This is a genomic window from Actinocorallia populi (assembly GCF_002995495.1).
Classification (GTDB): Bacteria; Actinomycetota; Actinomycetes; order Streptosporangiales; family Streptosporangiaceae; genus Actinocorallia; species Actinocorallia populi.
On record NZ_PVZV01000002.1, the window covers coordinates 344,732 to 369,798 of the forward strand.

Annotated in this window: 21 protein-coding genes; 14 read left to right on the forward strand and 7 right to left on the reverse strand. The window is 71.6% G+C overall.

Annotated features, from left to right (window positions below; all coding sequences use genetic code 11):
* Positions 1-60: 60 nt before the first annotated feature.
* On the forward strand, positions 61-1,395 hold the full coding sequence (locus C2865_RS08555) for an ABC1 kinase family protein (protein ID WP_198653098.1): 1,335 nt from the start codon (positions 61-63) through the stop codon (positions 1,393-1,395).
* A 4-nt stretch (positions 1,396-1,399) separates the two neighbouring features.
* On the opposite strand, the gene C2865_RS39930 is transcribed toward C2865_RS08555, so the two are convergent.
* Together C2865_RS39930 and C2865_RS08565 are read right to left on the reverse strand one after the other, a co-directional pair.
* Positions 1,400-2,059, reverse strand: coding sequence for an aggregation-promoting factor C-terminal-like domain-containing protein (locus C2865_RS39930; protein ID WP_198653100.1), 660 nt, complete (start codon positions 2,057-2,059; stop codon positions 1,400-1,402).
* Positions 2,060-2,113: 54 nt separating this feature from the next.
* A complete protein-coding gene (locus tag C2865_RS08565) occupies positions 2,114-3,319 on the reverse strand; it encodes a M20 metallopeptidase family protein (RefSeq protein ID WP_232835464.1) in 1,206 nt (401 codons plus the stop codon).
* Positions 3,320-3,490: 171 nt separating this feature from the next.
* On the opposite strand from C2865_RS08565, the gene C2865_RS08570 reads away from it, so the two are divergent.
* The 10 genes from C2865_RS08570 to C2865_RS08615 all read left to right on the forward strand — a co-directional run bounded on the left by C2865_RS08570 (position 3,491) and on the right by C2865_RS08615 (position 13,307).
* The gene (locus tag C2865_RS08570; RefSeq protein ID WP_106397821.1) at positions 3,491-4,294 is read left to right on the forward strand and encodes an MlaE family ABC transporter permease; all 804 of its coding nucleotides are present in this window, start codon (positions 3,491-3,493) and stop codon (positions 4,292-4,294) included.
* A gap of 17 nt (positions 4,295-4,311) precedes the next feature.
* Complete coding sequence (locus tag C2865_RS08575; protein ID WP_106397822.1) at positions 4,312-5,166, forward strand: MlaE family ABC transporter permease; 855 nt, start codon at positions 4,312-4,314, stop codon at positions 5,164-5,166.
* A complete protein-coding gene (locus C2865_RS08580) occupies positions 5,163-6,245 on the forward strand; it encodes an MCE family protein (protein ID WP_106397823.1) in 1,083 nt (360 codons plus the stop codon). Before C2865_RS08575 ends, C2865_RS08580 begins: the two co-directional genes overlap by 4 nt.
* Positions 6,245-7,342: an MCE family protein gene (locus C2865_RS08585; protein WP_106397824.1), complete on the forward strand. Its 1,098-nt coding sequence runs from the start codon at positions 6,245-6,247 to the stop codon at positions 7,340-7,342. Before C2865_RS08580 ends, C2865_RS08585 begins: the two co-directional genes overlap by 1 nt.
* The gene (locus C2865_RS08590; RefSeq protein ID WP_106397825.1) at positions 7,342-8,400 is read left to right on the forward strand and encodes an MlaD family protein; all 1,059 of its coding nucleotides are present in this window, start codon (positions 7,342-7,344) and stop codon (positions 8,398-8,400) included. The genes C2865_RS08585 and C2865_RS08590 overlap by 1 nt, the downstream gene beginning before the upstream one ends.
* Positions 8,397-9,416: an MlaD family protein gene (locus tag C2865_RS08595; RefSeq protein ID WP_106397826.1), complete on the forward strand. Its 1,020-nt coding sequence runs from the start codon at positions 8,397-8,399 to the stop codon at positions 9,414-9,416. The genes C2865_RS08590 and C2865_RS08595 overlap by 4 nt, the downstream gene beginning before the upstream one ends.
* A complete protein-coding gene (locus C2865_RS08600; protein WP_106397827.1) occupies positions 9,417-10,427 on the forward strand; it encodes an MCE family protein in 1,011 nt (336 codons plus the stop codon).
* Positions 10,424-11,746 (forward strand): MCE family protein, encoded by a 1,323-nt coding sequence (locus C2865_RS08605; protein ID WP_106397828.1) that lies wholly within the window; start codon positions 10,424-10,426, stop codon positions 11,744-11,746. The genes C2865_RS08600 and C2865_RS08605 overlap by 4 nt, the downstream gene beginning before the upstream one ends.
* Before the next feature lie 20 nt (positions 11,747-11,766).
* Positions 11,767-12,741: a hypothetical protein gene (locus tag C2865_RS08610; protein WP_106397829.1), complete on the forward strand. Its 975-nt coding sequence runs from the start codon at positions 11,767-11,769 to the stop codon at positions 12,739-12,741.
* A 95-nt stretch (positions 12,742-12,836) separates the two neighbouring features.
* Positions 12,837-13,307: a MarR family winged helix-turn-helix transcriptional regulator gene (locus tag C2865_RS08615; protein ID WP_106397830.1), complete on the forward strand. Its 471-nt coding sequence runs from the start codon at positions 12,837-12,839 to the stop codon at positions 13,305-13,307.
* A 6-nt stretch (positions 13,308-13,313) separates the two neighbouring features.
* Here C2865_RS08615 and C2865_RS08620 read toward each other — a convergent pair whose 3' ends face one another.
* Together C2865_RS08620 and rpsD are read right to left on the reverse strand one after the other, a co-directional pair.
* Positions 13,314-15,137 (reverse strand): WD40 repeat domain-containing serine/threonine protein kinase, encoded by a 1,824-nt coding sequence (locus C2865_RS08620; RefSeq protein WP_198653102.1) that lies wholly within the window; start codon positions 15,135-15,137, stop codon positions 13,314-13,316.
* A 62-nt stretch (positions 15,138-15,199) separates the two neighbouring features.
* Positions 15,200-15,808, reverse strand: coding sequence for a 30S ribosomal protein S4 (gene rpsD / locus C2865_RS08625; protein WP_106397832.1), 609 nt, complete (start codon positions 15,806-15,808; stop codon positions 15,200-15,202).
* Positions 15,809-15,898: 90 nt separating this feature from the next.
* On the opposite strand from rpsD, the gene C2865_RS08630 reads away from it, so the two are divergent.
* A complete protein-coding gene (locus tag C2865_RS08630) occupies positions 15,899-16,672 on the forward strand; it encodes a DUF2470 domain-containing protein (RefSeq protein WP_106397833.1) in 774 nt (257 codons plus the stop codon).
* A gap of 15 nt (positions 16,673-16,687) precedes the next feature.
* Here the strand turns inward: C2865_RS08630 and C2865_RS08635 are convergent, their stop codons facing one another.
* Both C2865_RS08635 and C2865_RS08640 read right to left on the reverse strand, forming a co-directional pair.
* Positions 16,688-18,394, reverse strand: a complete 1,707-nt coding sequence (locus C2865_RS08635; protein ID WP_106397834.1) for a thiamine pyrophosphate-binding protein — start codon at positions 18,392-18,394, stop codon at positions 16,688-16,690.
* 15 nt (positions 18,395-18,409) lie between these two features.
* Complete coding sequence (locus C2865_RS08640; RefSeq protein WP_106397835.1) at positions 18,410-21,340, reverse strand: peroxidase family protein; 2,931 nt, start codon at positions 21,338-21,340, stop codon at positions 18,410-18,412.
* 405 nt (positions 21,341-21,745) lie between these two features.
* Between C2865_RS08640 and C2865_RS08645 the strand changes: the two genes are divergently transcribed.
* Positions 21,746-23,227 (forward strand): peroxidase family protein, encoded by a 1,482-nt coding sequence (locus C2865_RS08645; RefSeq protein ID WP_198653104.1) that lies wholly within the window; start codon positions 21,746-21,748, stop codon positions 23,225-23,227.
* A gap of 186 nt (positions 23,228-23,413) precedes the next feature.
* Here C2865_RS08645 and C2865_RS08650 read toward each other — a convergent pair whose 3' ends face one another.
* On the reverse strand, positions 23,414-24,235 hold the full coding sequence (locus tag C2865_RS08650) for an NmrA family NAD(P)-binding protein (RefSeq protein WP_106397836.1): 822 nt from the start codon (positions 24,233-24,235) through the stop codon (positions 23,414-23,416).
* A 137-nt stretch (positions 24,236-24,372) separates the two neighbouring features.
* Between C2865_RS08650 and C2865_RS08655 the strand changes: the two genes are divergently transcribed.
* Complete coding sequence (locus C2865_RS08655; protein WP_106397837.1) at positions 24,373-25,032, forward strand: response regulator; 660 nt, start codon at positions 24,373-24,375, stop codon at positions 25,030-25,032.
* Positions 25,033-25,067: the final 35 nt, after the last annotated feature.

Sequence of the window (25,067 nt, forward strand, 5' to 3'; positions counted from 1 at the left end):
TTTCGTGGCCCGTACGCAGACGGACCTTCCGCGGCGGACCTGAAGGTCGACTCGCCTCCCTTGAGAACGCTCACCTGGCGGGATCCCGGCCGCCTGGCGGCGGTGCTGGCGGTACTGGCCTCCCAGGTGCTCCTGCAGCTGGCGAAGTGGCTGGTGCGGCGGGGCGAGAAGAACTGGAAGGCCGCGGCCTCGCGGGGGGTCATCGACGCCTTCGAGATCCTCGGCCCCACCTTCGTGAAGCTCGGCCAGGTCATCGCGTCCTCACCGGGACTCTTCCCCAAGCCGCTGGCGGACGCCGCCCTGCGCTGCCTGGACGAGGTCAAGCCGATCGACGTCGAGCAGGTGCGCCGCGTCATCACCGACAACCTCGGCGCGCCGCCCGAGCAGGTCTTCAAGAGTTTCGAGCCCCGGCCCCTGTCGGCAGCCTCCATCGGCCAGGTGCACGCCTGCGTGCTGCCCGACGGCCGGGACGCGGTGATCAAGGTGCAGCGCCCGGACATCAGCCGCACCATGGCGACCGACCTGCGGGTGGCCTACGCCGTCACCCGGCTGGTGGAGAAGGTCTCCAAGAACGCCCTGGCGATGAAGCCCTCCGCCGCCGTCGCCGACCTGCACGCGGTCACCTTCCAGGAGCTCAACAGCGCGCTGGAGGCGCAGCGCCAGCACGAGTTCCGCGAGCACCTGCACGACTTCGACGACAACTACGACGTGGCCGTACCGGAGATCTACTGGGACTACTGCGGTCCCCAGGTCATCTGCATGGAGCGCATGTACGGCATCCCGCTGGACGAGTTCGAGGAGATCCGCGCCCGCGGCGTGGACGGCGCGGAGATGTTGCGGCGGGGCGTCAAGGTCTGGGTGGAGTCGGCGCTGCTGCGCGGGGTCTTCCACGGCGACCTGCACGCCGGCAACCTCTGGGTGCTGGACGACGGCCGCATGTGCTACCTGGACTTCGGCATCATGGGCGAGGTGGACGGCCCCTGGCGGGAGCTGCTGAAGGACATGTTCTACACCGGCATGTTCGACGCCGACTTCAACCGGCTGGTCCCGCACTACCGCGCGCTCGGCATGATCCCCGAGGGCATCGGCACGGACGCCGAGATCGCCATGCGGCTGGAGATGATCTTCGGTCCCATCCTGAAGTCCGGCATGGCCGGCATCAGCCTCGGCAAGACCATCGGCCTGATCATGGACATGGCCAAGCAGTACCAGGTCGACTCGCCCCAGGAGCTCGTCCTGGTCAGCAAGCAGTTCCTGTACTTCGAGCGGTACTCCAAGGAGCTGGCCCCCGACTGGATGATCTTCGGGGACATCGCGCTGGCCGAGAACGTCTTCCCCGAGCGGTACCAGGCGGCCAAGGCCGAGCTGGAGGCGGCCGGGCCGGCCTCCTCCTGAGCGGTCAGTACCAGTTGTTCCGCTGCCAGAAGGACCAGGCGCCGCACGGGTCCTTGTAACGCGCCTGGATGTAGGACAGCCCCCACAGGATCTGGGTGGTGGCGTTGGTCTCCCAGTTCGGGCCCGCCGAGGACATCTTGGAGCCGGGAAGCGCCTGCGGGATGCCGTAGGCGTCGCTCCAGGGGTTGTCGGCGCGCTCGTTCCAGTTGCTCTCCTTGGTCCACAGGGTCTCCAGGGCGGGCCAGCACGCGTCCCAGCCGCGGGCGGCGTTGAGCTTGCGCCCGGCGTCCTTGTTCTGCTCGGACGACGGGTTGGGCATCTTGGCCAGCTTCTCCGCGGCGAGCTTGGCGTCGATCTCCTTCTTGTGCTTCTTGTACCAGGCGGCCTTGCGCCGGGCCTTCTCCTTGGCCGCCTTCTCCTTCAGGAACGCGCGGTGCTTGGCCTTGGCGATGGCGTCGACGACCAGCGGCTCCAGCGGCTTCATGTCGGACTGCTGCACCATCTGGAGCGCTTCGGCCGCCGAGAGCTCGCCGTTCTTCTCGGAGATGGCCGGCGGGTCGGCCTCGCCGACGTCGACGTACAGCACGGCGGCGCCGAGTCCGAACATCACGACGAGGACGATCGTCAGGCTGCCGAGGGCGCGTCGGAACGGGGAGTCCTGCATGGACAAGAAGAATGCCCCCTGTGGCCGCTTCACGGAAACCGCCGGAGCGGAAAATCACCCGCGGGCGAGCCTGCGCAGGGCGAGCTCGGCGTACAGGGCGCTGCCCTCGGCCAGCACGGAGTCGTCGAATTCGGCCTCCGCGGAGTGGTTGCCGGGAGCGGTCATCGGATCGCGGTCCGGCGGGCACGCGCCGAGCAGGGCCATCGCGCCCGGCACGTCGGCCAGGACGAAGGAGAAGTCCTCCGACGCCGACACCGGCCGCGGCGAGTCCAGGTAGCGGTCCTCGCCGAGCAGTTCGCCGACGGCGGCGCCGAGCAGCGCGGCCTCGCCGTGGTCGTTGACGGTCACGGGGTAGTCGACGCGGTAGTCGACCTCCACCGACACGCCGTGGGCGGCCGCGACGCCCTCGACGACCCGGGGCAGGCCCGACTGCACCTTCCGCTGCGACTCGGCGGAGAAGGAGCGGACGGTCGCGGTGAACACCGCGTCGTGCGGGATGACGTTCGGGGCGTCCCCGGCGTGGAAGCTGCCGACCGTCACGACGACCGGGTCGAAGACGTCGAAGGAGCGCGTGACGAACGTCTGGAGCGCGGTGACCATCTCGCACGCGGCGGGGATCGGGTCGCGGGTGGTGTGGGGCATGGACGAGTGCCCGCCCTTGCCGTGGACCGTCACCGTGACGGTGTCGGCGGCGGCCATGATGGGCCCGCCCTTGCACAGGACGAACCCGGACGGCAGCAGGGAGGACGACACGTGCAGGGCGTAGGCGGCCACCGGTTTCTGCCAGGTCGCCTCCAGCACGCCCTCGTCGATCATCATCCGGGCCCCGGCGTAGCCCTCCTCGCCCGGCTGGAACATGAAGACGACGCTGCCGGGCAGGTCGTCGCGCCGGGAGAGCAGCCGGGCCGCGCCGACCAGCATCGCGGTGTGCAGGTCGTGCCCGCAGGCGTGCATGGCCCCGGGGAGGCGGGAACGGAACTCCGCGCCGGTGTGCTCGTCGAGCGGCAGCGCGTCCATGTCGGCGCGCAGCAGCACGGTGGGGCCGGGCGCGCCGCCGTGCAGCACGGCGGTCACCGAGGACAGGGCGCGGCCGGTGGTGATCTCCAGGGGGAGGCCGGCCAGGGAGTGCAGCACCTTGTCCTGGGTCGCGGGCAGGTGCAGGCCCAGTTCGGGCTCGGCGTGGATGGCGCGGCGGAGGTCCCGGAGATCGTCCTGGAGGGCTTCGGCCGCGGCGAGGGTGGGGTTCACGTCACGATCCAACCCCGATCCCCCGGGAGGGGCAATTCATGAAGGGATTTCATTTCGGCACGAATCTGGAAACGGGTATTCCCTCTTTGGACGTGATGCCAGTAGAGTCCCCCTGATCTGCGGAATGTGACACGCGACGCATGCCGTGTCATGTGTCACTCTGGCTAATGAAGGGGTCGGGCGATGGCTCTGCTGTTCCCGCGGGCGCCGGGACCGGTGCTCCGGCAGGCCGGCAAACTCCTCGACGAGACCGGCGAGCTGTTCGTCACCCTCCTGGAGGGCCTGCGCCGCACCTGGGACGTCAGGACCTGGTGGGGCGAGTTCATCGAGCAGTGCTGGTTCATGATCAGGGTCACCACCGTGCCCCTGCTGCTCATCGCCATCCCGCTCGGAGCGACGATCTCGCTCCAGGTCGGCGACATCGCCCGCCAGATCGGCGCCGAGTCCAGCACCGGCGCGCTGGTCGTGGCGGGCATGGTGCGCCAGGTCGCGCCGCTGGCCGCGGCCCTGCTCATCGCCGGCTCCGGCGGCAGCGCCATGACCTCCGACATGGGCGCGCGGCGGATCCGCGACGAGCTGTCGGCGCTGGAGGTCATGGGCATCAACCCCACGCACCGGCTGGTCACCCCGCGGTTGTGGGCGGCCAGCATCGTCAGCGTGCTGCTGTGCTCCATGGTGATCCTGTCGGGCACCGCCGGCGGCTTCTACTTCAACGTCATCCAGCAGGGCGTCACCCCCGGCGCCTACTTCGACGGGGCGGCCGCGCTGCTGCAGCTGTCCGACCTGCTCATCACCCTGTTCAAGGCGTGGATGTTCGGCCTCACCGCCGCGGCCGTCGCCTGCATGATGGGCATGAACTGCGACTACGGACCGGCCGGCGTGGGCCGTGCCGTCACCCGGGCGACCGTCGCGACCTCCCTGCTGGTCTTCGCCCTGAACTACACCCTCGAGACGCTCTACACCGTCCTCGTCCCCCCCAAGTTCTGAAACTGCGAGGAACCCCCTTGGCTGCCATCCTCCCCGGGCGCAAACTGGGCGTCGCCGTCCAGAATCGGGTCAGGCGGCTGCCGGAAGCGGTGAACCTGCCCATCTTCCTGGGCCGGGTCGTGTACCACCTGGTGGCCGACCTGATCATCCGCCGCAAGTACGGCAAGGCCGTCGTGCGCCACATGAGCGACATGACCATCGGTGTCAACGCCCTCTTCATCGGCGGCGGCATGGTGTTCGTCATCTTCGCGATGTCGTTCCTCACCGGAGCCCTCGTCGGCGTCCAGGGCTACCCGTCCCTGCAGCGCATCGGCGTCGAGTCCTTCACCGGGCTGGTCTCCAGCTTCTCCACCATCCGGGAGATGGGGCCGGTCATCACCGGCATCGCGCTCGTCTCCCAGGTGGGCAGCGCCTGCACCGCCGAGATCGGCGCGATGCGCATCAGCGAGGAGATCGACGCGCTGGAGGTGATGGGCATCAACTCCATCGCCTACCTGGTCTGCACCCGCATCGCCGCGACCGTCGTCGCTCTGGTGCCCCTCTATCTGCTGGCGCTGTTCTCCAGCTTCTTCGCGACGAAGTTCGTCTCGGTGCAGTTCTTCGGGATGTCCGAGGGCGTCTACGACTACTACTTCCATATCTACCTGCCACCACAGGACGTCTTCTACAGCGTGCTTAAGGTCGCCGTCTTCGCGTTCATCGTCATGTTCATCCACTGCTACCGCGGCTACTACGCCAGCGGCGGGCCGGTCGGAGTGGGCGTCGCCGCGGGCAACGCGATCCGCGAGTCCGGAGTGGCGATCGTGCTGGTCAACCTGCTGATGTCCTACATCTTCTGGGGTACCGGAGGGACGGTGAGCATCACCGGATGAGCGGATCGGACATCTCCCTCTCCAAGGCGGCCAGGACGAGGTTCGCCCTCCTGGGCGGCGGGATCCTCGCGGCGGCCACCGCCGTCGCGGCGGTGGCCGCGGCCCCGGCCTCCCCGCCCTCGCGCTACTTCACCGCCACCTTCGAACGGGCGGGCCAGGGCCTGGACGACCGCTCGCGGGTGAAGGTCCGCGGCATGTCCGTCGGCTCGGTCGTCTCGGTGGGCCTGGACGAACGGGGCAGGGCCCGGGTGCGGTTGCGGGTCGACGAGGAGGTCCGGGTGCCCGCCACGGTCTCGGCCGCGGTCGAGCCCGTCTCGGTGTTCGGGCCCAAGGACATCGCCCTGGACCTCGGCCAGGGGGAGGGCGTCGGCCCCTTCCTGGAGTCGGGGGCCGTCATCACCCGGACCACCGGCCCGGCCGAGCTCTCCGAGACCGGGGAGCCGCTGGCCGAACTCGCCGCCGCGATCGACCCCGACGACGTCTCCACGGTCGTCCACACCCTCGCCGAGGCGCTGCGCGGCAACGGGGAGAAGCTGCGCCGGACCACCGACAACGGGCAGAAGGTGCTCGACGTCCTCCACGGCAACCGCAAGGACACCAGGCAGGCGCTGAAGGACGCGGCGGCGCTGGCCGAGGTGTTCGGAAGCCGGACCGAGACCATCGACGGGCTGCTGGGCGACGCCGCGGCCCTCAACGAGACCCTCACCGAGGACCCGGAGGGCTTCGAGCGGACCCTGGAGAACGCCGGGGTCCTGGCCGACGCCCTGTCGGGCACGCTGAAGGACAACGGCGACGACCTCGCCCTGCTCATCGACAAGGGCTCGCTGTTCAGCGACAGCCTCCACTCCCGCCAGGGTGAACTGCTCGAACTGATCAACGGGCTCGACGGCTTCTTCGGCGGGCTGGCCTCGATCATGCAGCTGCCGGGGCCGGAGGGCACCCTGCTGGGCAACACCAACCTCTACGTCTCGCTCAACCTGTGCGACGAGCTGCCCGACCTGTGCCCGCCGCAGTGGACCTACACCGACAAGGACGACCCGCAGCAGCGCAGGCACGAGAAGCGGAAGGGGAACGGCTGATGGCGCGCGGCACCATCGGGCGGTACGGCCCGACCCCCGCGGCCCTGGTGAAGGTGGCCGTGTTCATGGTGGTCAGCTCGCTGCTGACCTTCTTCATCGGCTCGATGATCGTCGGTTCGAGCTTCAACGACCGGTACGAGCTGCGGGCCGCCTTCGACGACGTCGGCGGCCTCGTCGCCAACGACCTCGTGAAGGTCGCCGGCGCGCCCGTCGGCAAGGTCACCGGGGTCGAGGTGGTGCGCGGCAGGGCCGAGGTCACCATGCTGGTCGACCGCGGGGTGAGGCTGCCCGCCGACAGCACCGCCGAGGTGCGCTGGCGCAACCTCATGGGCCAGCGGATGATCTACCTGGTCCCCGGGAACACGCGGAGCGGCCGCTGGCTGGAGCACCGTTCGCGGATCGTTTCCACCAAGGCGGTCGTCGACCTCGGCGAGATCGTCAACACCCTGGGACCCCTCACCGGCAACCTCGACCCCGAGCAGCTCAACAAGATCCTCCAGGCCGTCGCGGAGATGCTGGAGGGCAACACCGAGAACATGAACCTGATGACGGTGAACCTGCAGCACGTCGTGCAGACGTTCGCCGACCGCAAGGACCAGCTCACCTCGATCCTGGACAGCTACTCCAGCCTGACGAGCGTCGCGGTCCGGCGGGACGCCCAGATCGAGCAGGTCATCGACGACCTGGTGGCCATCAGCGAGGCGTTCGCCGGCAACACCGACCTGCTCGGTTCGGCGAGCGGCGAGCTGGCCCAGGTCAGCCGCACCCTCGACAAGGTGATCAGCGGCAACCAGCGGGAGCTGGACCGCGCCATCACCAACCTCGACCGCCTCGCCCAGGGCACGGCCGACAACGCCGACCGGCTCGCGCAGGTCGTCCAGGGCCTGCCGCCCGCGCTGCGCTCCCTGTTCACCGTCGTCAACGGCGGCCACTACCTGCGGGTCAACGCCATGTGCCTGAACGTCGTGCAGGGCTCCTGCCCGACCGAGATGCGGCTGCCCGGACCGCAGAACAGGACGACCGACCAGGAGCGGCGCGACGGCGCGGCCGCCCTTCGGAACCTGCTCGGACGGCTCTCCGGACAGGGAGGCGAGTGATGAAGAAGACCCTTTCCCGCCTGGCGGACGTGCGCGGCGGCCGTCCGAGGCTCGGCTCGCTGCGCGACGCCGACCGGCGGATCGTGGCGCTCGCCTCGCTGGCGGTCATCGGCGCGATGCTCGCCTTCGCCTTCCTGTACGGGCAGCTCGGCCTGTTCCGCGGCGGATACCGCGTGACCGCGGTGTTCGCCGAGACCGGCGGCATCCGGGACGGGGACGACGTCCGCCTCGCCGGGGTGAAGGTCGGGTCGGTCACCGCCATCGAGCCGGACTTCCACCGGGGCCACGTGCTCCTCACGTTCCAGGTCGACGAGGGCATCGAGCTCGGACCGCGGACCCGCGCGGACGTGCAGCTGTCCAACCTGCTCGGCGGCCGCTACCTCAAGCTCACCGGACCGGTGCAGAAGCCCTACCTGGACGGCCTGCCCGAGGAGAAGCGGCGCATCCCCGCGGAGCGCACCGGCACCCCCTACACGGTCGTGGACGCCCTCAACAAGTCCACGGGCGACCTCGGCACGCTCGACATGGACGCGCTCACCAAGATCCTGAACGAGACCGAGAAGCTGACCCTCCCCTCCCAGAAGAATCTCAACAAGCTGCTCACCAACATCAGCACGCTGAACGCGGCGCTGAACGACAAGAGCCCCCAGTTCCAGCGGCTCGTCTCCGACGCCGACCGGTTGACCGGGACGCTGGCCCGCAAGAACGCCGACCTCACCCGGCTGATCGAGGCCTCGCGCACCCTGCTGGGCACCCTCTCGGAGCACCGCGACGAACTGTCCGGCGCGCTGGGCAGCGGAAGCCGCACCGCCACGGTGCTGGCGGACGTGGTGGACAGGCGGGGCGAGGAGCTCGACGACCTGCTGGCCAACCTGCACACCATCACCGAACGGCTGGGCCCGGACATGGGCGACCTGAACACCACCCTGGCACTGCTCGGACCCACCTTCGAGGGCCTGGCCCAGGCCGGGGACACCGGGCGGCTCGCCGCCGTCGCGACGGGCCTGGGCGTGCTCCAGAACACCAAGACGATCCTTCCCCCGGAGGCGCGGCCGTGACCACCCGAACGAGGCTCGCCGCCCTCGGCCTGGCGGCGGCACTGCTCCCGGCGGCCGGCTGCGCGCTCCCCGGCGGGGACGAAGGCACCCGGCTGACCGTCTACTTCGACCGGGCCACCAGCTTCTACGAGGGCTCGCACGTCAAGGTGATGGGCATCGACGTCGGCACCGTGGAGAAGGTCGAGATCCTGGCCGACCGGGTGAGGGTCCAGGCGACGGTGGACGCCGACGTCCCGCTGCCCGCCGAGGTCAAGGCGTCGATCGTGCCGCTGAACCTCGTCGGCGAACGCAACCTGGTGCTCTACCCGGCCTACAGCGGCGGGCCCAAGGCGAGGTCCGGGCACGTCATCGAACGCGAGGACACCACCCTGCCGATCGAGACCGACGAGGCGCTGGCGGCCTTCAGCGAGGTGCTCGACGCCATCGACCCCACCCGGGCGCGGAAGGCGACCAGGAAGGCCGCGGAGTCGTTCGAGGGCAACGGGGAGGTCTTCAACCAGGTGCTGCAGGAGAGCGGCCGGCTCACCGAGACCCTCGGCGGGCAGGCCGACTCCCTGGCCGGGCTCGCCGAGAACCTCTCGGTCCTGTCGGACGTGGTGAAGGGCAGGGAGGACGTGCTCGGCGACATGATCGAGCAGCTCTCCACCGCGACCTCGGCGTTCGCCCGGGAGCGAGCGGAGATCGAGAAGCTGGTGAAGGCGCTGGTGCGGCTGGTGCGCAGCGGCGACGTCCTGCTGGCCAAGTACGAGGGCACCCTCGTGGACGACATCCACGTGCTGACCCAGGCCACGCTGGTGCTGAAGGGCAACAGCGGGCGGCTGGAGCAATTGGTCGGCTCGCTGCCCGAGGTCGCCGAGGCGTTCTTGAACACCTGGGACCCCAAGAGCAACACCGCCACGCTGAAGCTCGTGCTGGACCCGGCGCTGCGCAACCTGGTGCGCCAGCTCGGCGTCTCGGACGGGGACGAGTGCATCCTGCCCCAGCCCGCGTTCGCCAACTGCAAGTGGGAGGACTAGATGAGACGGCTTCTCCCGCCCCTGGTGCTGGCGGCCGCCGCGGTGGCCGCCACCGCCTGCTCCCCCTCCACGCTCGGGGCGCCCACCGGGGAGCTGACGCTGGTCGCCCGGTTCGGCGACTCGCAGAACCTCGTCGCCGGGCACAGCGTGCAGATGAGCGACATCCGGATCGGCAGCGTCACCCGGGTGCGGCTGGTCGGCTACGAGTCCGAGGTGACCCTCTCGGTCGAGGACGGCTACCGGATCCCGGCGGGCACGTCGGCGGAGGTGGCGCAGACCTCGCTGCTGGGCGAGAACTACATCGAGCTGACCCTGCCCGAGGGCGGCGCACTGACCCGCGGCCCCTACCTCGAGGACGGCGCGCGGATCCAGCACACCAGCGTCGCGCCGCAGTTCGAGCAGGTCGCCGGCGACGCGGGCCAGATCCTGCGGATGATCAGCGGCGAGGACGTCGCGACCCTGCTCGACGAGGGCGCGGCGGCGCTGGACGGCCAGGGCGCCAAGCTCAACGACATGGTCGCCGAGTCCGGCGACCTGCTGGCGCTCGTCGCCGACCAGCGCCAGGGCCTCGGCGACGCCATCGACCGGCTCGCCGAACTCGGGAGGATGCTGGAGAAGCACGAGGGCACGTTCGAGTCCGGTGACGTCGAGCAGACCATCAGCCTGATCAACGACAACAAAGAAGAGATCATCGACACCGTCGACAAGCTGACGGGCACCGCGAAGGAGCTCAACGACCGGGTCTTCGCCGGCAGGGCCGAGAAGATGCGGACGCTGATCGAGCGGCTCGACCCCACGCTGGAGACGCTCGGCTCCAGCACCGGGCAGATGAACAAGCTGGTCGCCAGCCTCGTGGAGTTCCAGGAGGTCGTCCCGAAGGTCGTCTACGACGGGCAGCTGCTGCTGTTCGGCGCGGTCCGCGGCGGCTTCCACAACGACGCGTCCAAGGACGACCCGTCCAGCACCGTCTTCCCGTTCGTCGACCAGCTCATCCAGGGAGGCGGGCGGTGAACGGCAGGCGCATCCTCGTCAACGTCACGGTGTTCGCCGTCCTGTCGGTCGTGATGACCGTCTGGGCGCTGCAGAACGTGGTGCGGCTGGAGGTCGTGGACCGGCCGTACACGATCCGGGTGGAGTTCGCTTCCTCGCCCGGCCTGCACGAGGACTTCGAGGTCGCCTACCTCGGTGTCGGCGTCGGCGAGATCCGGTCGATCCGGCTGGACGACGCGGGGCACAAGGTGGTGACCGAACTCGCCATCGACCGCGGGGTGCGGCTGCCGGCCGCGCTCAGGGCCTCGGCCGGGCGCAAGTCCGCGGTCGGCGAGCCGTACGTGGACCTGTCGCCGATGCCGGGAGCCGACCTTTCGGAGCCGATGCGGCCTGGCGGGGTGATCCCCCAGGAGAACACCTCCGTCCCGGTCTCCTACGGCGACCTGTTCACCAAGGTCATCACGGGTCTCGACGCGGTCGACCCGGAGGCGACCCGGCTGCTGTGGAGCGAGCTGGCCAAGGGCCTGGAGGGCCGCGAGGACTCGCTGCGCCAGATCATCGACGGCGGCGACGCGCTCACCTCCACCTTCGCCGAGCGGACCGAGCTGATCGACGGGCTCACCGCGGACCTGTCGCGGCTGACCCGCTCCCTGGCCGGGCGCAAGGACGCGCTCGGCGACGCCGTCGACGGCTCCGCGGCGATCCTGGGGCCGCTGGCCGACCTGCGCGCCGAGATCCGGGAGCTGAACCGGCGGGCGCCCGGGTTCAGCGCCCGCCTCGCCGACCTCGTCGAGCGCACCGGGGACGTCGCGGGCTGCGGTCTCGACGCCTTCGCCTCCGGGACGCTGGCCCCGCTGGGCACCCGGGCCAACCTGCGGGACCTGGAGCGCACCCTGGGCGTGGCGGGCGAGCTGGTCGTCGCGCTCGACGACCTCATCCAGCCGACCGGCGTCGGCGACCAGCAGGCGATCAACCTGGCGGCGACCATCTCGACCCGGGGCGAGGCGCCCCGGGACCACCGGTCGCCGCTGCCGCAGCCGTCCGTGGGGGACATCCCGGCCTGCGCCAACGGCGCCGACCCGTTCCGCGCGGCGCCCGCCGCCGAGCGCGGGGACGAGCGGGACCGGGCCGGGCAGGCGCCCGAGCGCCGCGCGGCCACGGTCGCGGCCCCCGCGTCGTCCCCGGCGGCCACGGTCGCGGCCCGCCCCGCCGCCGTCCGGGAGGAGGCCGGCGGGCCGCCCGCCTGGCTGGTCTACCTTCCGCCGCTTCTGGCACTGTCGGTGCTGGTGCGTGTCGCGGTACGTTCCGTTCCCGCCCTGGTCCGGCGCCGTCGCCGGTGAACACCCCCGAGGAGAACTGAGTGAGCACCACCACCGGTCCGGGCAGGAAGCCCGTCCGCCGCGTCCGGGTGATCGAGATCCTCGACGACGAGGAGCTCGACGAGGCGACCATCGACGCCGTCCTGGCCGCGGCCGACGCCGAGGAAGCCGAGGAAGCCGAGGAGGCCGCGGAGCCGAAGGCGGCGGAGCCCGGAGAGCCTGGAGAGTCCGCGGAGTCCGGAGAGTCCGCGGAAGACGAGAAAACGGGAGAAGCCGAGGGGGACGGGAAGAAGGGCACGCCCGCGGTCGTCCTCCGCAAAGCCGATTCCGCTGATACCGACGCCGCCGACACCGGTGATGAAGCCGCGGCGGGCGACGCGGGCGGGCCCGGCGGGGACGGCGAGCCGGAGAAGAGGACCGTCTCGAAGGAGAAGGCTGCGGGCGGCAGGACCACCGTCCTGCTGACGGCCGGGGTCGTCGTCCTGGCGCTGCTGGCCGGTTTCGCCCTCTTCCAGTGGCGTGCGGCGGCCTCCGCCGCCGCGGAGCGCGAGGAGATCGTCGCCCGCGTCACCGCCTTCGGCGACGTGATGGCCACCTACTCCTTCGACGACATCGAGAGCGCCAACGAGAAGGCGATGACCTACCTCACCGGCGACGCCCTCGAAGAACGCGAGAAGGTGGACCTGAAGGCCCTGCGCGAGCAGCTGGAGTCGCAGAAGACCGAGCTGAAGTCCTCCACCTACGCCGTCTACGTCGGCTCCGTCGACGGGAGCCTGGCCAGCGCCGTCCTGGTCTTCGACCTCCGCGGCGAGTCCGCCGCTCTGGCGGCGCCGCAGACGATCGCCAAGAGCCACCTGACCCTGGGGCTGATCAAGCGCGACGGCAAGTGGATGATCAGCTCCATGGTCCCGGCCGGCTCCGAGAGCGCCTCCTCGGCGGGCACGTCCGTCACCCCCGTCCCGAGCGGCGGCCCGACCCCGGCGCGGGAGGACGGGGAGAAGGACGAGGGGAACTGACGGTTTTCGGCTCCGCTCTCCCGGACCCCCGGGATACCTTCGTGTCCTGGGGCCCCCGCGGGACGGGCCCCGGCCGGACAGAAAGTGGGACCGCGGTGAACGCCGACGCGGAGGGCATTCCGGACGATGAGCTGATCCGGGAGTTCGGGTTGCTGCTGAGCGCGACGACCCGGCTGGAACGCATCGCGGGGCGGGCGCTGGAGCGGCGCGCCGGCATCACCCACGTGATGTTCGAGGTGATGCTGCGGCTGAGGGACGGGTGCCGGTCGATGAGCCATCTGGCGCAGGAGATGATCCTGACCAGCGGCGGCATGACGCGCCTGGTCGACCGGATGGAGAAGGCGGGCCTGGTCGTGCGCGCCACCTCGCCGACCGACCGCAGGGTCCAGCACGCCTCCCTCACCGAGCAGGGGCGCGAGGCGCTGGACAGGGCGATGCTGGTGCACGGCGAGGTGCTGCGGGAGTTCCTCGCCGGCCCGCTCACCGCCGAGCAGCGGGCCGTCCTGCGGGAGTCGCTGACCCGTCTGGAGGCCCGGGGGCGCAAGGAGCTGCCCTCCCTGGGCTGAGCCCGCTCAGTCCATGCGCCACAGCAGCAGCTCCTGGTCGCTGCCGCCGGTGGCCAGCAGCCGCCCGTCGGGGCTGAACGCCAGCGCCTCGACCGAGCCGGAGTCGGTGGTCAGGGGGTCCCCGACCGCGACGTGGGCGGCGGTGTCCCACAACCGGACGGTGCCGTCCTCGCCGCCGCCGGCCAGCAGGCGCCCGTCGGGGCTGAACGCCAGGGACAGCACCCAGCCCTCGTGCTCGCGCAGGGGGGAGCCGACGGGGGCGAGGGTGGCGGCGTCCCAGAGCCGCACCGTCCGGTCGCTGCCGCAGCCGGCCAGCAGCCGCCCGTCCGGGCTGAACGCCACGCAGGCGACCGAGCCCCGGTGGTCCTGGATCGGCGGGCCGAAGGGGGCGTGGGCGGACATGTCCCACAACCGGATGGAGCCCTCGCTGCTGCTGCCGGCCAGCAGCCGCCCGTCGGGGCTGAACGCCACCGACAGGACCCAGCCCGAGTGCTCGAACACCGAGACGGGGGCGGGGCTGTTGAGGTCCCACACGCGGACGGTCCCGTCGGTGCCGCCGCTGGCCAGCAGCAGGCCGTCCGGGCTGAACGCCACGGAGCGGACCGCGTGGGTGTGGCCCCGCAACGGCTCGCCCGCGGGGGTGAGGGTCTCGGTGTCCCACAGGCGCACCGCGTGGTCGCCGCTGCTGGCCAGCAGGCGCCCGTCGGGGCTGAAGGCGACCGCGTCGACCATGGTGGCGTGGCCCGAGACGGGCGGCGCGGCCGGTGCGCGGCGCTCCAGGTCCCACAACCACATGGTGCCGTCGCTGTCGCCGCTGGCCAGCAGCCGCCCGTCGGGGCTGAACGCCACCGCGCGGATCACGCCGGCGTGGCCCTCCAGCGGAGGGCCGCAGGGCTCGGGCAGGAGGATGCAGTGGACGGTGGGGGAGGTGGTGGGCTCGAGCGGGGACGTCGACAGGGCGGTGGCCTGCCGGAGCGCGGAGGAGGTCCGGGGCGCCGGGACGGCAGGGCCCTGCGGGGCGGCGTCCCGCAGCAGGGCGGCGGCCTCCGCCGCGCTGGGCCGGGCGGCCGGGACGGGGTTCATCAGGGCCCGCAGGACGGGGGCCAGCCGGTCGGCGTTGCGGGGCGGCTCGTGCTCGGCGCGGCTGATGGCGAAGAGCAGCGCGGCGGTGTTGGGCGCCTGGAAGGGCGCGCGGCCCTCCACGGCGGTGTAGAGGGTGGCGCCCAGCGACCACAGGTCGGAGGCGGGGGTGGCGCTCTCGCCCCTGATCTGCTCGGGCGCCAGGTAGGCGGGGGTGCCCACGATGGTGCCGGTGGCGGTCAGCGCGGTGGAGGCGTCGTCGAGGGAGGCGATGCCGAAGTCGGTGAGGATCGACCGGCCCTCCTCCAGGAGGATGTTGCCGGGCTTGATGTCGCGGTGGACCACGCCCTGGGCGTGCGCGGCGGCCAGGGCCTCGGCCACGTGGGCGCCGATCCGGCCCGCCTCCTCGGGGGAGACGGGCCCGGCGGACTCCAGCAGCCCGGCCAGCGAGGGGCCGGGCACCAGGTCCATCACGATCCAGGGGAGGTCGTCCTCGTCACGGAACTGGTCGTAGACCGTGATGATGTTGGGGTGGCGGAGCCGCCCGGCGGCGCGGGCCTCGCGCTCCATCCGGGCGACCAGCACCTCGCGCTGGTGCGTTCCGGTGGCGGGCAGGCGGAGCTGCTTCAGCGCCACGTCGCGGCGCATGTGCTCGTCATGGGCGCGCCAGGCGACGCCCATGCTGCCCTCGCCCAGGGGGGTCAGAAGCCGGTAGCGTCCCGCCACCCTCTGGTCTTTTTCATACTGCACGGTAATCACATAAGCATATGAACGTGCGGTCATGAATCGGCCATGCGGCGAGCGGTCGGCGGTCAGCGGCTGTAGAACTCCACGACCTGCTGCTCGTCGCAGATGATCGGGATCTCCCGGCGCTCGGGGAGCCGCTCCAGCCGGGCGAGCAGGTTCCCGGCGCGCACGTCCAGGTAGGGGGCCGGGACGGCGGGCGCGTAGCCGCCCTGCGCGGCGGTCTGGAAGGGGACCATCGCGCGGCTCTTCTCGGCGACGGAGATGAAGTCGCCCGGACGCAGCCGGTAGGACGGGCGGTCGACGCGCCTGCCGTTCACCAGGATGTGGCGGTGCACGACGAACTGGCGGGCCTGGTAGATGGTGCGGGCGAAGCCGGCGCGCAGCACCAGGGCGTCCAGCCGCCGCTCCAGGTCGATGATCAGCGCCTCGCCGGTCTTGCCCTCCACCTTGCGCGCCCGGTCGAAGGCGAGCCGCAGCTGCGCCTCGCGGATGTTGTACTGCGCGCGCAGCCGCTGCTTCTCCAGCAGCTGTGCCTTGTAGGGGGAGTCCTTCTTGCGGCCCCGGCCGTGCACGCCCGGCGGGTAGGGGCGGGCCTCGAAGTACTTCACGCACTTGGGCGTGAGCGGGATGCCCAGGGCGCGGGAGAGCTTCGCCTTCGGCCGGGGGTTGTTCATGGTGCTCCTTCGTGATTAGGTATGCCTAAGTAAGGCTAGCCTAACCTAAAACGGCGGCCGCCTTCCGCCCCCGTCACAGGAGGACCACCGGTGATCTGCAGACCTGGACCCGCCGAGCGGGCACGCACCCTCGCCTACGGCGTCGCCGGCGGTTCGCTGACCGCGCTGGAGCTCCCCGAGGAGCTCGTCACCGCGCACGTGGCCGGCCCCGACGGCGCGCCGCTGCTGCTCATGCCCGTCTCGTCCCCGGTGGTGCAGAACCTGGAGCACGCCGCGGACCTGCCCGTCACGTTCCAGATCACCGACCTGGCGCCGGTGCCGCTGGCCGACCGGGTGCGCGGCACGGCCTGGCTGCACGGCTGGGTGACCGAGGTGCCGCTGGAGACCCGGCGCGAGGCCGCCGTCCGGCTCTCGCGGCTGCACCCCCGCCCCGACCTGCTCGACGTCGGGGTGCGCATCCCGCTCTCCGGCGAGGAGCCGGAGTGGACGATCCTGTCCCTGGAGGTCGCCGAGGTGCACCTGCAGGACACGTGGGGCGACTCCGTCATCGAGCCCGAGGACTACGCGGCCGCCGTCCCCGACCCGTTCGTCGCGGTGGAGCCCTCCCTCGTCTCCCACCTGGACGCCCACCACCGCGAGGAGCTGGAGGCGCTGTTCCGCCACCGCTTCGGCGACGTCTCCCCGACCCCGTCGGTACGGGCCGTCGGCCTGGACCGCTTCGGCCTCCGCGTCCGCTGCTCGGTCCCCGGCGGCCCCGCCCCCTTCGACCTTCGCTTCTCCTTCCCCGAACCCGCCGCGGACATGGACGCGCTCCGCCGCGCCTACCGCCACCTCTTCCGCAACGCCCGCCACACCGCGGCCTGACCCGCCGCACGGCGGTCAGTCGTGGAGGCGGGACTCGAGGGTCTCGGTGAGGCCGGCTATGAGGCCCTTGGGGGAAGGGCTGTAGTGGGGGGCGGGGGAGCGGGAGATGCGGGCGTCGATGAGGGTGGGACGGGATGAGGCCAGGGCGGTGCCGAAGGCGTCCTTGAAGTCCGCGAGGGTCTCGGCGGTGTGGGCCTCGGCGCCGCAGGCGCGGGCGTAGGCGGCGAAATCGGGGTTCTGGAACTCCACCAGGGCCGTCTCCTGGTGTTCGAAGAGCTGGGCGAGTTTGACGAGCTTGTACTCGTGGTCGTTGAAGACGACCCACACGACGGGGATCTCGTGCTCGACGGCGGTCATCAGCTCGAAGCCGCCCATCGTGTAGCAGCCGTCGCCGCAGCCGACGACGACCGTGCGGTCGGGGTGGGCGAGCTTGACGCCGATGGCCCCGTTGACGTGCGCGGACATCGCGCCGAACGCGTCGGCCTTGCGGAAGCGCTGGTCGTCGCGCAGCTCCGCGTGGTAGCCCAGCCAGGACGCGTGGGCGCCGGAGTCGGCGAGCAGGACGGCGCGGGGCGGCAGCATCCGGCCGATCTCCCGGGCGAGCTCACCCGGATGGATCTTGTCGGTGACGTGGACGATGGGCCAGGCGTCCCAGTCGCGGCCGCGCACCCGGGCGCGCGGCACCTCGCCGACCCTGCGCTCCAGCGCCTCGGTGATGGCGGCCACCGCCGGGCGCGCGTCCGACAGGAGCGTGCGGTCGGGCTTGTAGGCCTTGTGGAACTCGGCCTCCGCGATGTTGACGTACAGGAGCACCTTGCCGTCGAAGAGGTCCTCGCGGTAGTCGAACGTGGCGTGCTGGCCGAGGGAGCTGCCGACGCACAGCACCACGTCGGCCTCCCGGAACGCCTTCCAGGCCGAGGAGTGGCCGCTGTCGGCGAAGACGCCCGCCGCCAGCGGGTGCCGCTCCGGGACGATGCCCTTGCCGTCGAGCGTGGTCAGCAGCGGGAACTGGAACCGCTCGACCAGCCGCCCGATCTCCGGCCCCGCCCCGCTGCGGACCGCGCCGAACCCCGCGAGCACCACCACGCGCCTCCGCTCGGCGACGGCGTCCGCCAGCACCCGCGCGATCTCCTCGACCTGCGCCGGATCGGGCAGGACGGGCGCGACGTCGAGCCGCACGGGCCGGGCGCCGCGGATCTTCACGCCCCGCTCGTCCAGGTCCCGGGGGACGTGGACGTGCACCGGTCCCGGCCGCCCCGCGAAGGCGAGGTTGACGGCCTCCTCCAGCACGTCGAACACCTGGCCCGGGTCGTCGATGAGGAAGGACGCCTTGGTGGTGGCCGCGAACATCGCCCGGGAGTCCGGCGTCCCGCCCCGTCCCGACGTCTCGTTGAGCGCGCCCCACCCCTGGAATCTGCGGTCGGCGTACCCCGAGACGGCCAGGACGGGGTAGCACCCGGCCAGCGCGGTCGCCAGCCCGGAGAAGAGGTTGAACGCGCCCGGCCCGGCCGAGGCGAAGCAGAATCCCGGCTTCCCGCTGTACATCGCGTACCCGCAGGCCATGAAGGAGGCGGCCTGCTCGTTGCGGGTGATGACCGTCCGGATCCGGGCGGAGTGCTTCAGCGCCAGCATCAGGCCGGAGATGCCCTCTCCCGCCCCGCCGAAGGCGGCGTCCACCCCGACGTCCTCGAGCGCCCGGACGACGGCCTCGTAGATCCGCATGCTCCGCCTCCCGGCTCAGGCGAGTCCGAGGACTCCGGGCGGCGGCTCCTCGGGAAGCGCGGCGCGCCACGGCGCGAAGGCGCTCGCCTCCCTGGGCAGGAAGGCCGCCAGGTCCGGGCAGTGCCGCAGCAGGACGCTGCTCATGCCGTTGCGGGCGATCCAGTCCATGCCGAGCGGCGTGTAGATCTCGGGCCGGAAGTCCACGGTCAGGAACCTGTCGCTCTGCAGCCGCCGGGTGGCCATGAGGAGGAAGACGCGGAAGGCCGTGTCGCTGAAGCCGAACCCCTCCGGCGGGGTCTCGGCGAACAGGCCCACCATCGTGTCGACCTCGTCGACCGTCCGGTAGACCTCCTTGAGCCGCGCCGCGGTCTCCGGGTCGGCGGAGATCTCCTCGAAGCGGCGGACGCGCGGCTTGTGCAGACCCGAGCGGAAGTCGTTGTAGCGCGGGACGCCGCGCCGCCGGTCGCGCACGAGGTCGACCACCGACAGGTCGATGATCTCGCCCTCCCGCTCCAGCCGCTGGAGCGACGTCGGGTAGTTGTGCAGGGCGATCGCGCCCGGGTGGGCGACGCCGAACGAGTAGAGCGCGTTGGCCAGGCCCGTCCGGCGCAGCACGTCCTCGGCCGCGGGACCCAGGAGGCCCTCGAGGCCCAGGGACCCCAGGGAGCGCCCGGTGCGGTGGTCGGCGAACTCGTAGTCGTCGGGGATCAGCGGGTGCATCCGGTAGACGGTGACGAACTCCTCGGTGAGGGAGTACGGCACGCCGTGGTGGTCGGGAAGGGTCCCGGGGATACCGGTGAGCGCGTGCGCGTCGGCCAGCCACAGGCCCAGCCGGGTCGGCCGGTCGCTCGGCGGACCCGACCAGTTGGCGTTCATGCCGACGTCGAGCGCCTCGGTGGCGAGGATCGCCGGGGTCCACTCCACCGTGTGGATCTTGGCGATGAGCGCGGAGACGACGAGGCGCGCCGTGTGGTAGACCTGCTCCTCCTGCATGCGCGGGTACTCGGTGCGCAGCGCCTCGCACACCGTGTTGTGCTCGCGGGCGAAGAGCGTGTGCATGAGGCTGAGCCCCAGCCACCAGTTCTCCCGGAAGCCGGTGATCGGGACGCCGTCGGGGCCGAGCGGCAGGTGCCCGTCCTCCAGGCGCAGCCCCGCGCCGCCGTCGGGGTCGCGCAGCGACATGGCGACGGTCTCGTCGCCGCCGTAGACCTCCGAGCCGTCCCACCAGTGGGAGGCGGTGTTGGCGAACAGGATCGGCGGCTCGCCGCCGGCGGGCACCACGCCGTGGTTCTCGGCGAAGCGCATCACCCGTTCGGGCGACCCGCCCGGGAGGTTGGACCAGGTCATGCCGTACGGCAGCGGCACCTCGACGTTCCTGGTGCCGACGGGGTAGCGCCGGTGGTTGACCCAGTCGTGCACCTGGAACTGGATCCACGAGGCGGCCAGCAGGTTGAGGGTGCGGGCGGGGAGGAAGTTCCGCCGGTGCAGCAGCGTCCTGCTGACGGTCACCGGGTTGGGCACGTCGAACAGGCTCGGCCGGTAGACGGGCGGCATGTTGCGGCCGAAGGCCGAGCCGAGGGAGCCCATCATCGGCTCGGAAAGGTCGTTGTAGGAGCCGTCGAAGCTGCGCCGTACGATCAGTTCCTCGTCGATGGAGGGTGGCAGCTGGCGGGGTTCGGGGGGAGCCTCGCGGACCTCGGTGTCGATGAGGTCGTACCGGCGCAGCCTCTCCCGGAGGGCGATGAGGTTGAGCAGGCCCAGCCGGGTCGGCAGCCGGTGCCAGGGGACGGTCCGGTTGACGGTGCGGAACCCCCGGTCCAGGATCCGGACGGCGACGGTGTTGCGCCTGGGCACGGGCGTGACGAAGCGGTGGCCCCTGCGGTGGGCGCCGGCCGCCTCGTAGGCGGCTTTGCGGGCGCGGTTGACGTTGCCGAGAGGGCGGAACTCGTCGGTGGTGTTCCACGGGTCGAAGGCGAGTCCGTCGATGCGCAGGGCCGCGGCGCGCCCCTCCGCGGAGGCGACGTTCTGGCGCGGGATGGTCAGGGTCGCGACGGGGACGGACGGGGAGTCCTTCCACGCGGTCGCGCCGTTCTCGACGGGCGTGCGCTCGGCGTCCCGGTACCGCTGGACGCACAGTTCGAAGACGACGTCGCCCTGGGCGAGCCGCGCGGCCATCTCGTGGCTCAGGTAGTCGGGGTCGTTCAGCGCGGGGGAGGGGCCCTGGGGTGCTCCGGCGGCGCGGCGCAGGTGGAAGCGCACCGGCCCGGCCCCGCCCCACAACATCGCGCCGCGGCTCCAGTACGTCTCCAGCGCGAGGCTGCGCACGGTGCGCCCGGTGCCGGTCTTGATGTTGCGCCGCATCCGCGCGGCGGCACGGCGGCCGACCTTCCCGGGAAGCTTGACGTACAGCCCTATGCCCTTGCGCAGGGGGGTGTCGGCGCCCGCCATGGCCTGCGCGAAGGCGACGAACTCGCGCGCGTTCGCGGCGTGGGAGACCGGATGGTTCGTCATGAGGAGGTCGTGCGCCTCCTCCTGGCCCACCTGGATCCGCAGGGCCACCCCGCGCAGGTCGGGCGCGGAGTCCGGCTGCCGGAGCCCGCTGGCGTTGGAGAACCGCGCGATGACCGGGTATTCGGCTCCGGGCCTGGCGAAACCGACCCGCAGATCCGCCGGAAGGTCGGAGTGGAACCGCAGCGAGGCGTTCTCCACCCCGAGCAGCCCCTTGGCGTGGAACGCCCGGTCGACGCTCCGCGCCCCGCTCCGCTTCCTGGTCTTCAGCTGGACCAGCATGAGATCGCGCGCGAGCTTCTCGAAGAGCCTCCGCTCCAGTTCGGGGTTGCCCCCGGCGTACCGCTCGTACCGCTCGCCGGCCCGGGGCGCCGCCGCGGGAGCCGCCGCCGTGGTCGTCTCGCGGGCGGAACGCGTCCGCTGCTCGGTCTCGTACATGGACTCTCCTACCGGTGTCGCCCATCCTGCGGAAATCCGGCGATCGCCGGTTGAACACCCGATAGGAGAGTTCCCGCGCGTTCCTCCAGCACCCTGTACGGAGCACAAAATCTAGGCAGAGACCGGACAACCGGTGGCGGTCGCGTATGCTCCGGCCGGTTCACGGGAGGCTGGGGAATCCATTCCATATAAATCTGGCGTAATGGACATAGCGCACAATTATTCGTGCCGAATCTTTGCATGGGTGTGCACATTCTCGGGAACGATGGAGCAGTGAGAGGGTGCCGGGGAATTGCAGGTCGCCCACATTCTGGCTTATGGGGAAAATCAGACTTTGCATTTCGTTGTTCCGGCGGAGGCCCGCGGTCCGAACGCAAAGCGGTGCGAACGAGGAGAGGTGCCCTGATGGGAGTGTCGGATCGGCCGGAGCAGAAGGAGACACCCGCGGCCGGCCAGGGAGGGCCTCCCGGACGGAGCCACTCCAGCCTTCCCCGCGGACTCGGAGCACTGCCCGGCTCCCCGCTGCACGAGGGCAGGTTCGGGCGGATGTTCCGCAGGCTGCCGCCGTTCGTGCCCGGCGAGGACCAGATCGAGGCCCTGGCCCGGACGATGGTGGAGCGGCCCCCCGACGCGTCCGGCGGCGACAACGAGGCGATCCCGGCGGGCTACACCTACCTGGGGCAGTTCGTCGACCACGACCTGACGTTCGACCCGCAGTCGAGCCTGGACCGGCAGAACGACCCCGACGCGCTGGTCAGCTTCCGCTCTCCCCGGTTCGACCTGGACTGCGTCTACGGCCGGGGCCCCGCCGACCAGCCCTACCTCTACGACAGGCGGGGGCCCGGCGCGTTCCTCGTCGGCGGGCGGGGCGGCGAACTGGACCTGCCGCGCAACCCCCGGGAGACCGCGATCATCGGGGACCCGCGCAACGACGAGAACGTCTTCGTCAGCCAGCTCCACCTGACGATGATGTTGTTCCACAACAAGGTCCTGGAACGCCTGCCCGAGTTCCCGCAGGCCGCGCCGCGAGCCGGTGAGAGCCCCTTCGAGGCCGCCCAGCGGACGGTGCGCCACCACTACCAGTGGATCGTCGTGCACGACTTCCTGCGCCGCGTCGTCGGCGACCGGACGTTCGGCTCCGTCCTCGCCCGGGAGCCGCAGGCGCCCGGCGGCGAGCCGGTGGAAAAGGCGGACCTGCGCTTCTTCCGGTGGCGCAACGCGCCGTTCGTCCCCGTCGAGTTCTCCGCCGCCGCCTACCGGTTCGGCCACTCCATGGTGCGCGGCGGATACAAGATCAACACCTCGGTTCCGCCGCTTCCCACTTTCACCCCCGAGCCGGTGAACGAAAATCCGCTCGGCCATTTCGGAGGTTTCCGCAGGCTTCCCGCGCGTTGGCAGGTGGAATGGCCGCGGTTCTTCGACCTCGGCGGTGCCCCCGGGGAACTGCAGCCCAGCCGCAGGATCGACACGGGGATCGTCCCGCCGCTCCACGAACTGCCCCCCGAGGTCGCGCCGGGCATGTCCTCGCTGGTCCGGCGCAACCTCACCCGGGGCGCACGGCTCGGCCTGCCCTCGGGGCAGGCGGTCGCCCGCGCCATGGGCTTCAGCCCGCTGACCGACGACGAGCTGGCGCTGCCGGAGCCCGGCCCTGCCCCCCTGTGGTACTACGTGCTGCGCGAGGCCGGACACCTCCACCGGGGCCGCCACCTCGGGCCGGTCGGCGGACACATCGTCGCCGAGGTCCTCCTCGGCCTCCTCCACGCCGACCCCGCGTCCTACCCGGCCACGGAACCCGGCTGGCGCCCCTTCCTGCCCTCCGAGAACGACGGCGATTTCACCATGTCCGACCTGATCAGGTTCACCGGCTTCGGCCTCACACCGGTCTGAGGCGCCCCGACCGGCGAGCCGGGCGGAGTGCCAGGTGGCGTCCTGGCCGGTCGGCCGGGTGGTGCGTCGGGCGGCGTCCCGGCCGGTCGGCCGAATGCCGCACCGGGTGGGGCGCCGGGTGGCGTCTCGGCCGGGACGCCGGGTGGCGGTCCGGCCGGTGCGTCGGGCGGGGGCGCGGTCGGGGCTTCAGGACGGGAGGGTCCAGGCGGCGGAGACGTCGCGGCAGAAGGAGGCGAAGTCGCGGGGTTCGCGGCCGAGGGCCTCGCGGACGCCGTCGCCGAGCGAGGCGTTGCGCCCGTCGAAGACCTCCCGGCAGAGCTCGGTGAGCAGCTCGGCGTACTCGGGACCGGCCTGCCGGGAGAGCTCGGCGTGGAACTCGTCGAGGGTGACGGGGACGTAGGCGACCGGCCGGCCCGCGGCCTCCGCGATGCGGGCGGCGGCCTCGTGGAAGGTCAGGAGCCGCGGGCCGGTGAGCTCGTAGAGGCGGCCCTCGTGCCGGTCGTCGGTGAGCGCCGCGACCGCGACGTCGGCGAGGTCCTCCAGGTCGATGAACGGCTCGGCGACCTCCCCGGCGGGCATCGCGACGACCCCTTCGAGCACCTGTCCCAGCATGGCCCCCTCGCTGAAGTTCTGCGCGAACCAGCTGGCGCGCAGCAGCGTGTAGGGCAGTCCGGAGTCGCGGACGATCTCCTCGCAGCGGATCGCGTTGTGCTCGCCGCGGCCGGAGAGCAGCACCAGCCGCTCCACGCCCGCCTCGGCGGCGGCGGCGACGAACGCCTCGATGTCGGCGGGCGCGCCGGGAGCGGCGAGGTCGGGGGAGTAGGTGACGTAGACGGCGCCCGCGCCGCGCAGCGCCTCGGGCCAGGTCTCCCGCTTCTCCCAGACGAAGGGGATCTCGGTGTTGCGGGAGACGCCGCGGACGGCGTGGCCGAGCTCGGTGAGCCGGGCGATGACGCGGCCGCCGGTCTTGCCGGTCGAGCCGATGACGAGGATGGGCTTGGCGGTCATGCGGACTCCTTGAGGTCGTTGCGGTGCTGACTCAAGAATCGGCCGAACCGCCCCCGGACTCCATGTCAGAACGTCCCGCCTCTTTGTCCGTCCGTCTCGGCAGGAGGCGGTGCCGAGTAGGGCATACGCTCCTTGACGTGTCGATACGGGTACTCATCGCTGATGATCAGGAGATGGTGCGGCGCGGAGTGCGCACCATCCTGGAGAGCCATCCCGACATCGAGGTGGTCGGGGAGGCGGCCGACGGGATCGAGGCGCTGCGGCTCGCCGGGCGGCTGCGGCCGGACGTGGCGCTGGTGGACGTCCGGATGCCCGGTCTGGACGGGCTGGAGGTCACCCGGCGGCTCGCCGGGCCGGAGGCGGCCGATCCCGTCAAGGTGGTGATCCTGACGACGTTCGACCTGGACGAGTACGTGTATCCGGCGCTGCGGCACGGGGCGTCGGGGTTCGTGCTGAAGCGGTCGGGCCCGGCGCTGCTGGTGGAGGCGGTGCGGGCGGCGATGAGCGGGGACAGCCTCATCAGCCCGTCGATCACGGTGCGGCTGCTGCGGCACGTGGCCGAGCCCGCGCCCGCCCTCGAACCGCCGCGCGAACCCCTCACCGAGCGCGAGAGGCAGATCGCCGGGCAGGTCGCGCTCGGCAAGAGCAACGCCGACATCGCCGCGGAGCTGTTTATCTCGCCCGGCACCGTCAAGACGCATCTGGCGAACATCCAGCGCAAACTCGGCGTGGGGAACCGGGTGGGGGTCGCCGTGTACGCCTGGGAGCTGGGTTATGCCACGCAGCGGCCGCGCTGAGGACATCGCAACGCGGGCGCAGGAGCCGTCGGCGG

Excerpts from the sequence above, each read along its gene's own strand:
- C2865_RS08600 (WP_106397827.1), top strand. The coding sequence starts at position 9,417 with ATGAGACGGCTTCTCCCGCCCCTGGTGCTGGCGGCCGCCGCGGTGGCC.
- C2865_RS08570 (WP_106397821.1), top strand. The coding sequence starts at position 3,491 with ATGGCTCTGCTGTTCCCGCGGGCGCCGGGACCGGTGCTCCGGCAGGCC.
- C2865_RS08640 (WP_106397835.1), bottom strand. The coding sequence starts at position 21,340 with ATGTACGAGACCGAGCAGCGGACGCGTTCCGCCCGCGAGACGACCACG.
- C2865_RS08590 (WP_106397825.1), top strand. The coding sequence starts at position 7,342 with ATGAAGAAGACCCTTTCCCGCCTGGCGGACGTGCGCGGCGGCCGTCCG.
- C2865_RS08585 (WP_106397824.1), top strand. The coding sequence starts at position 6,245 with ATGGCGCGCGGCACCATCGGGCGGTACGGCCCGACCCCCGCGGCCCTG.
- rpsD (WP_106397832.1), bottom strand. The coding sequence starts at position 15,808 with ATGAACAACCCCCGGCCGAAGGCGAAGCTCTCCCGCGCCCTGGGCATC.
- C2865_RS08580 (WP_106397823.1), top strand. The coding sequence starts at position 5,163 with ATGAGCGGATCGGACATCTCCCTCTCCAAGGCGGCCAGGACGAGGTTC.
- C2865_RS08650 (WP_106397836.1), bottom strand. The coding sequence starts at position 24,235 with ATGACCGCCAAGCCCATCCTCGTCATCGGCTCGACCGGCAAGACCGGC.
- C2865_RS39930 (WP_198653100.1), bottom strand. The coding sequence starts at position 2,059 with ATGCAGGACTCCCCGTTCCGACGCGCCCTCGGCAGCCTGACGATCGTC.
- C2865_RS08645 (WP_198653104.1), top strand. The coding sequence starts at position 21,746 with ATGGGAGTGTCGGATCGGCCGGAGCAGAAGGAGACACCCGCGGCCGGC.
- C2865_RS08635 (WP_106397834.1), bottom strand. The coding sequence starts at position 18,394 with ATGCGGATCTACGAGGCCGTCGTCCGGGCGCTCGAGGACGTCGGGGTG.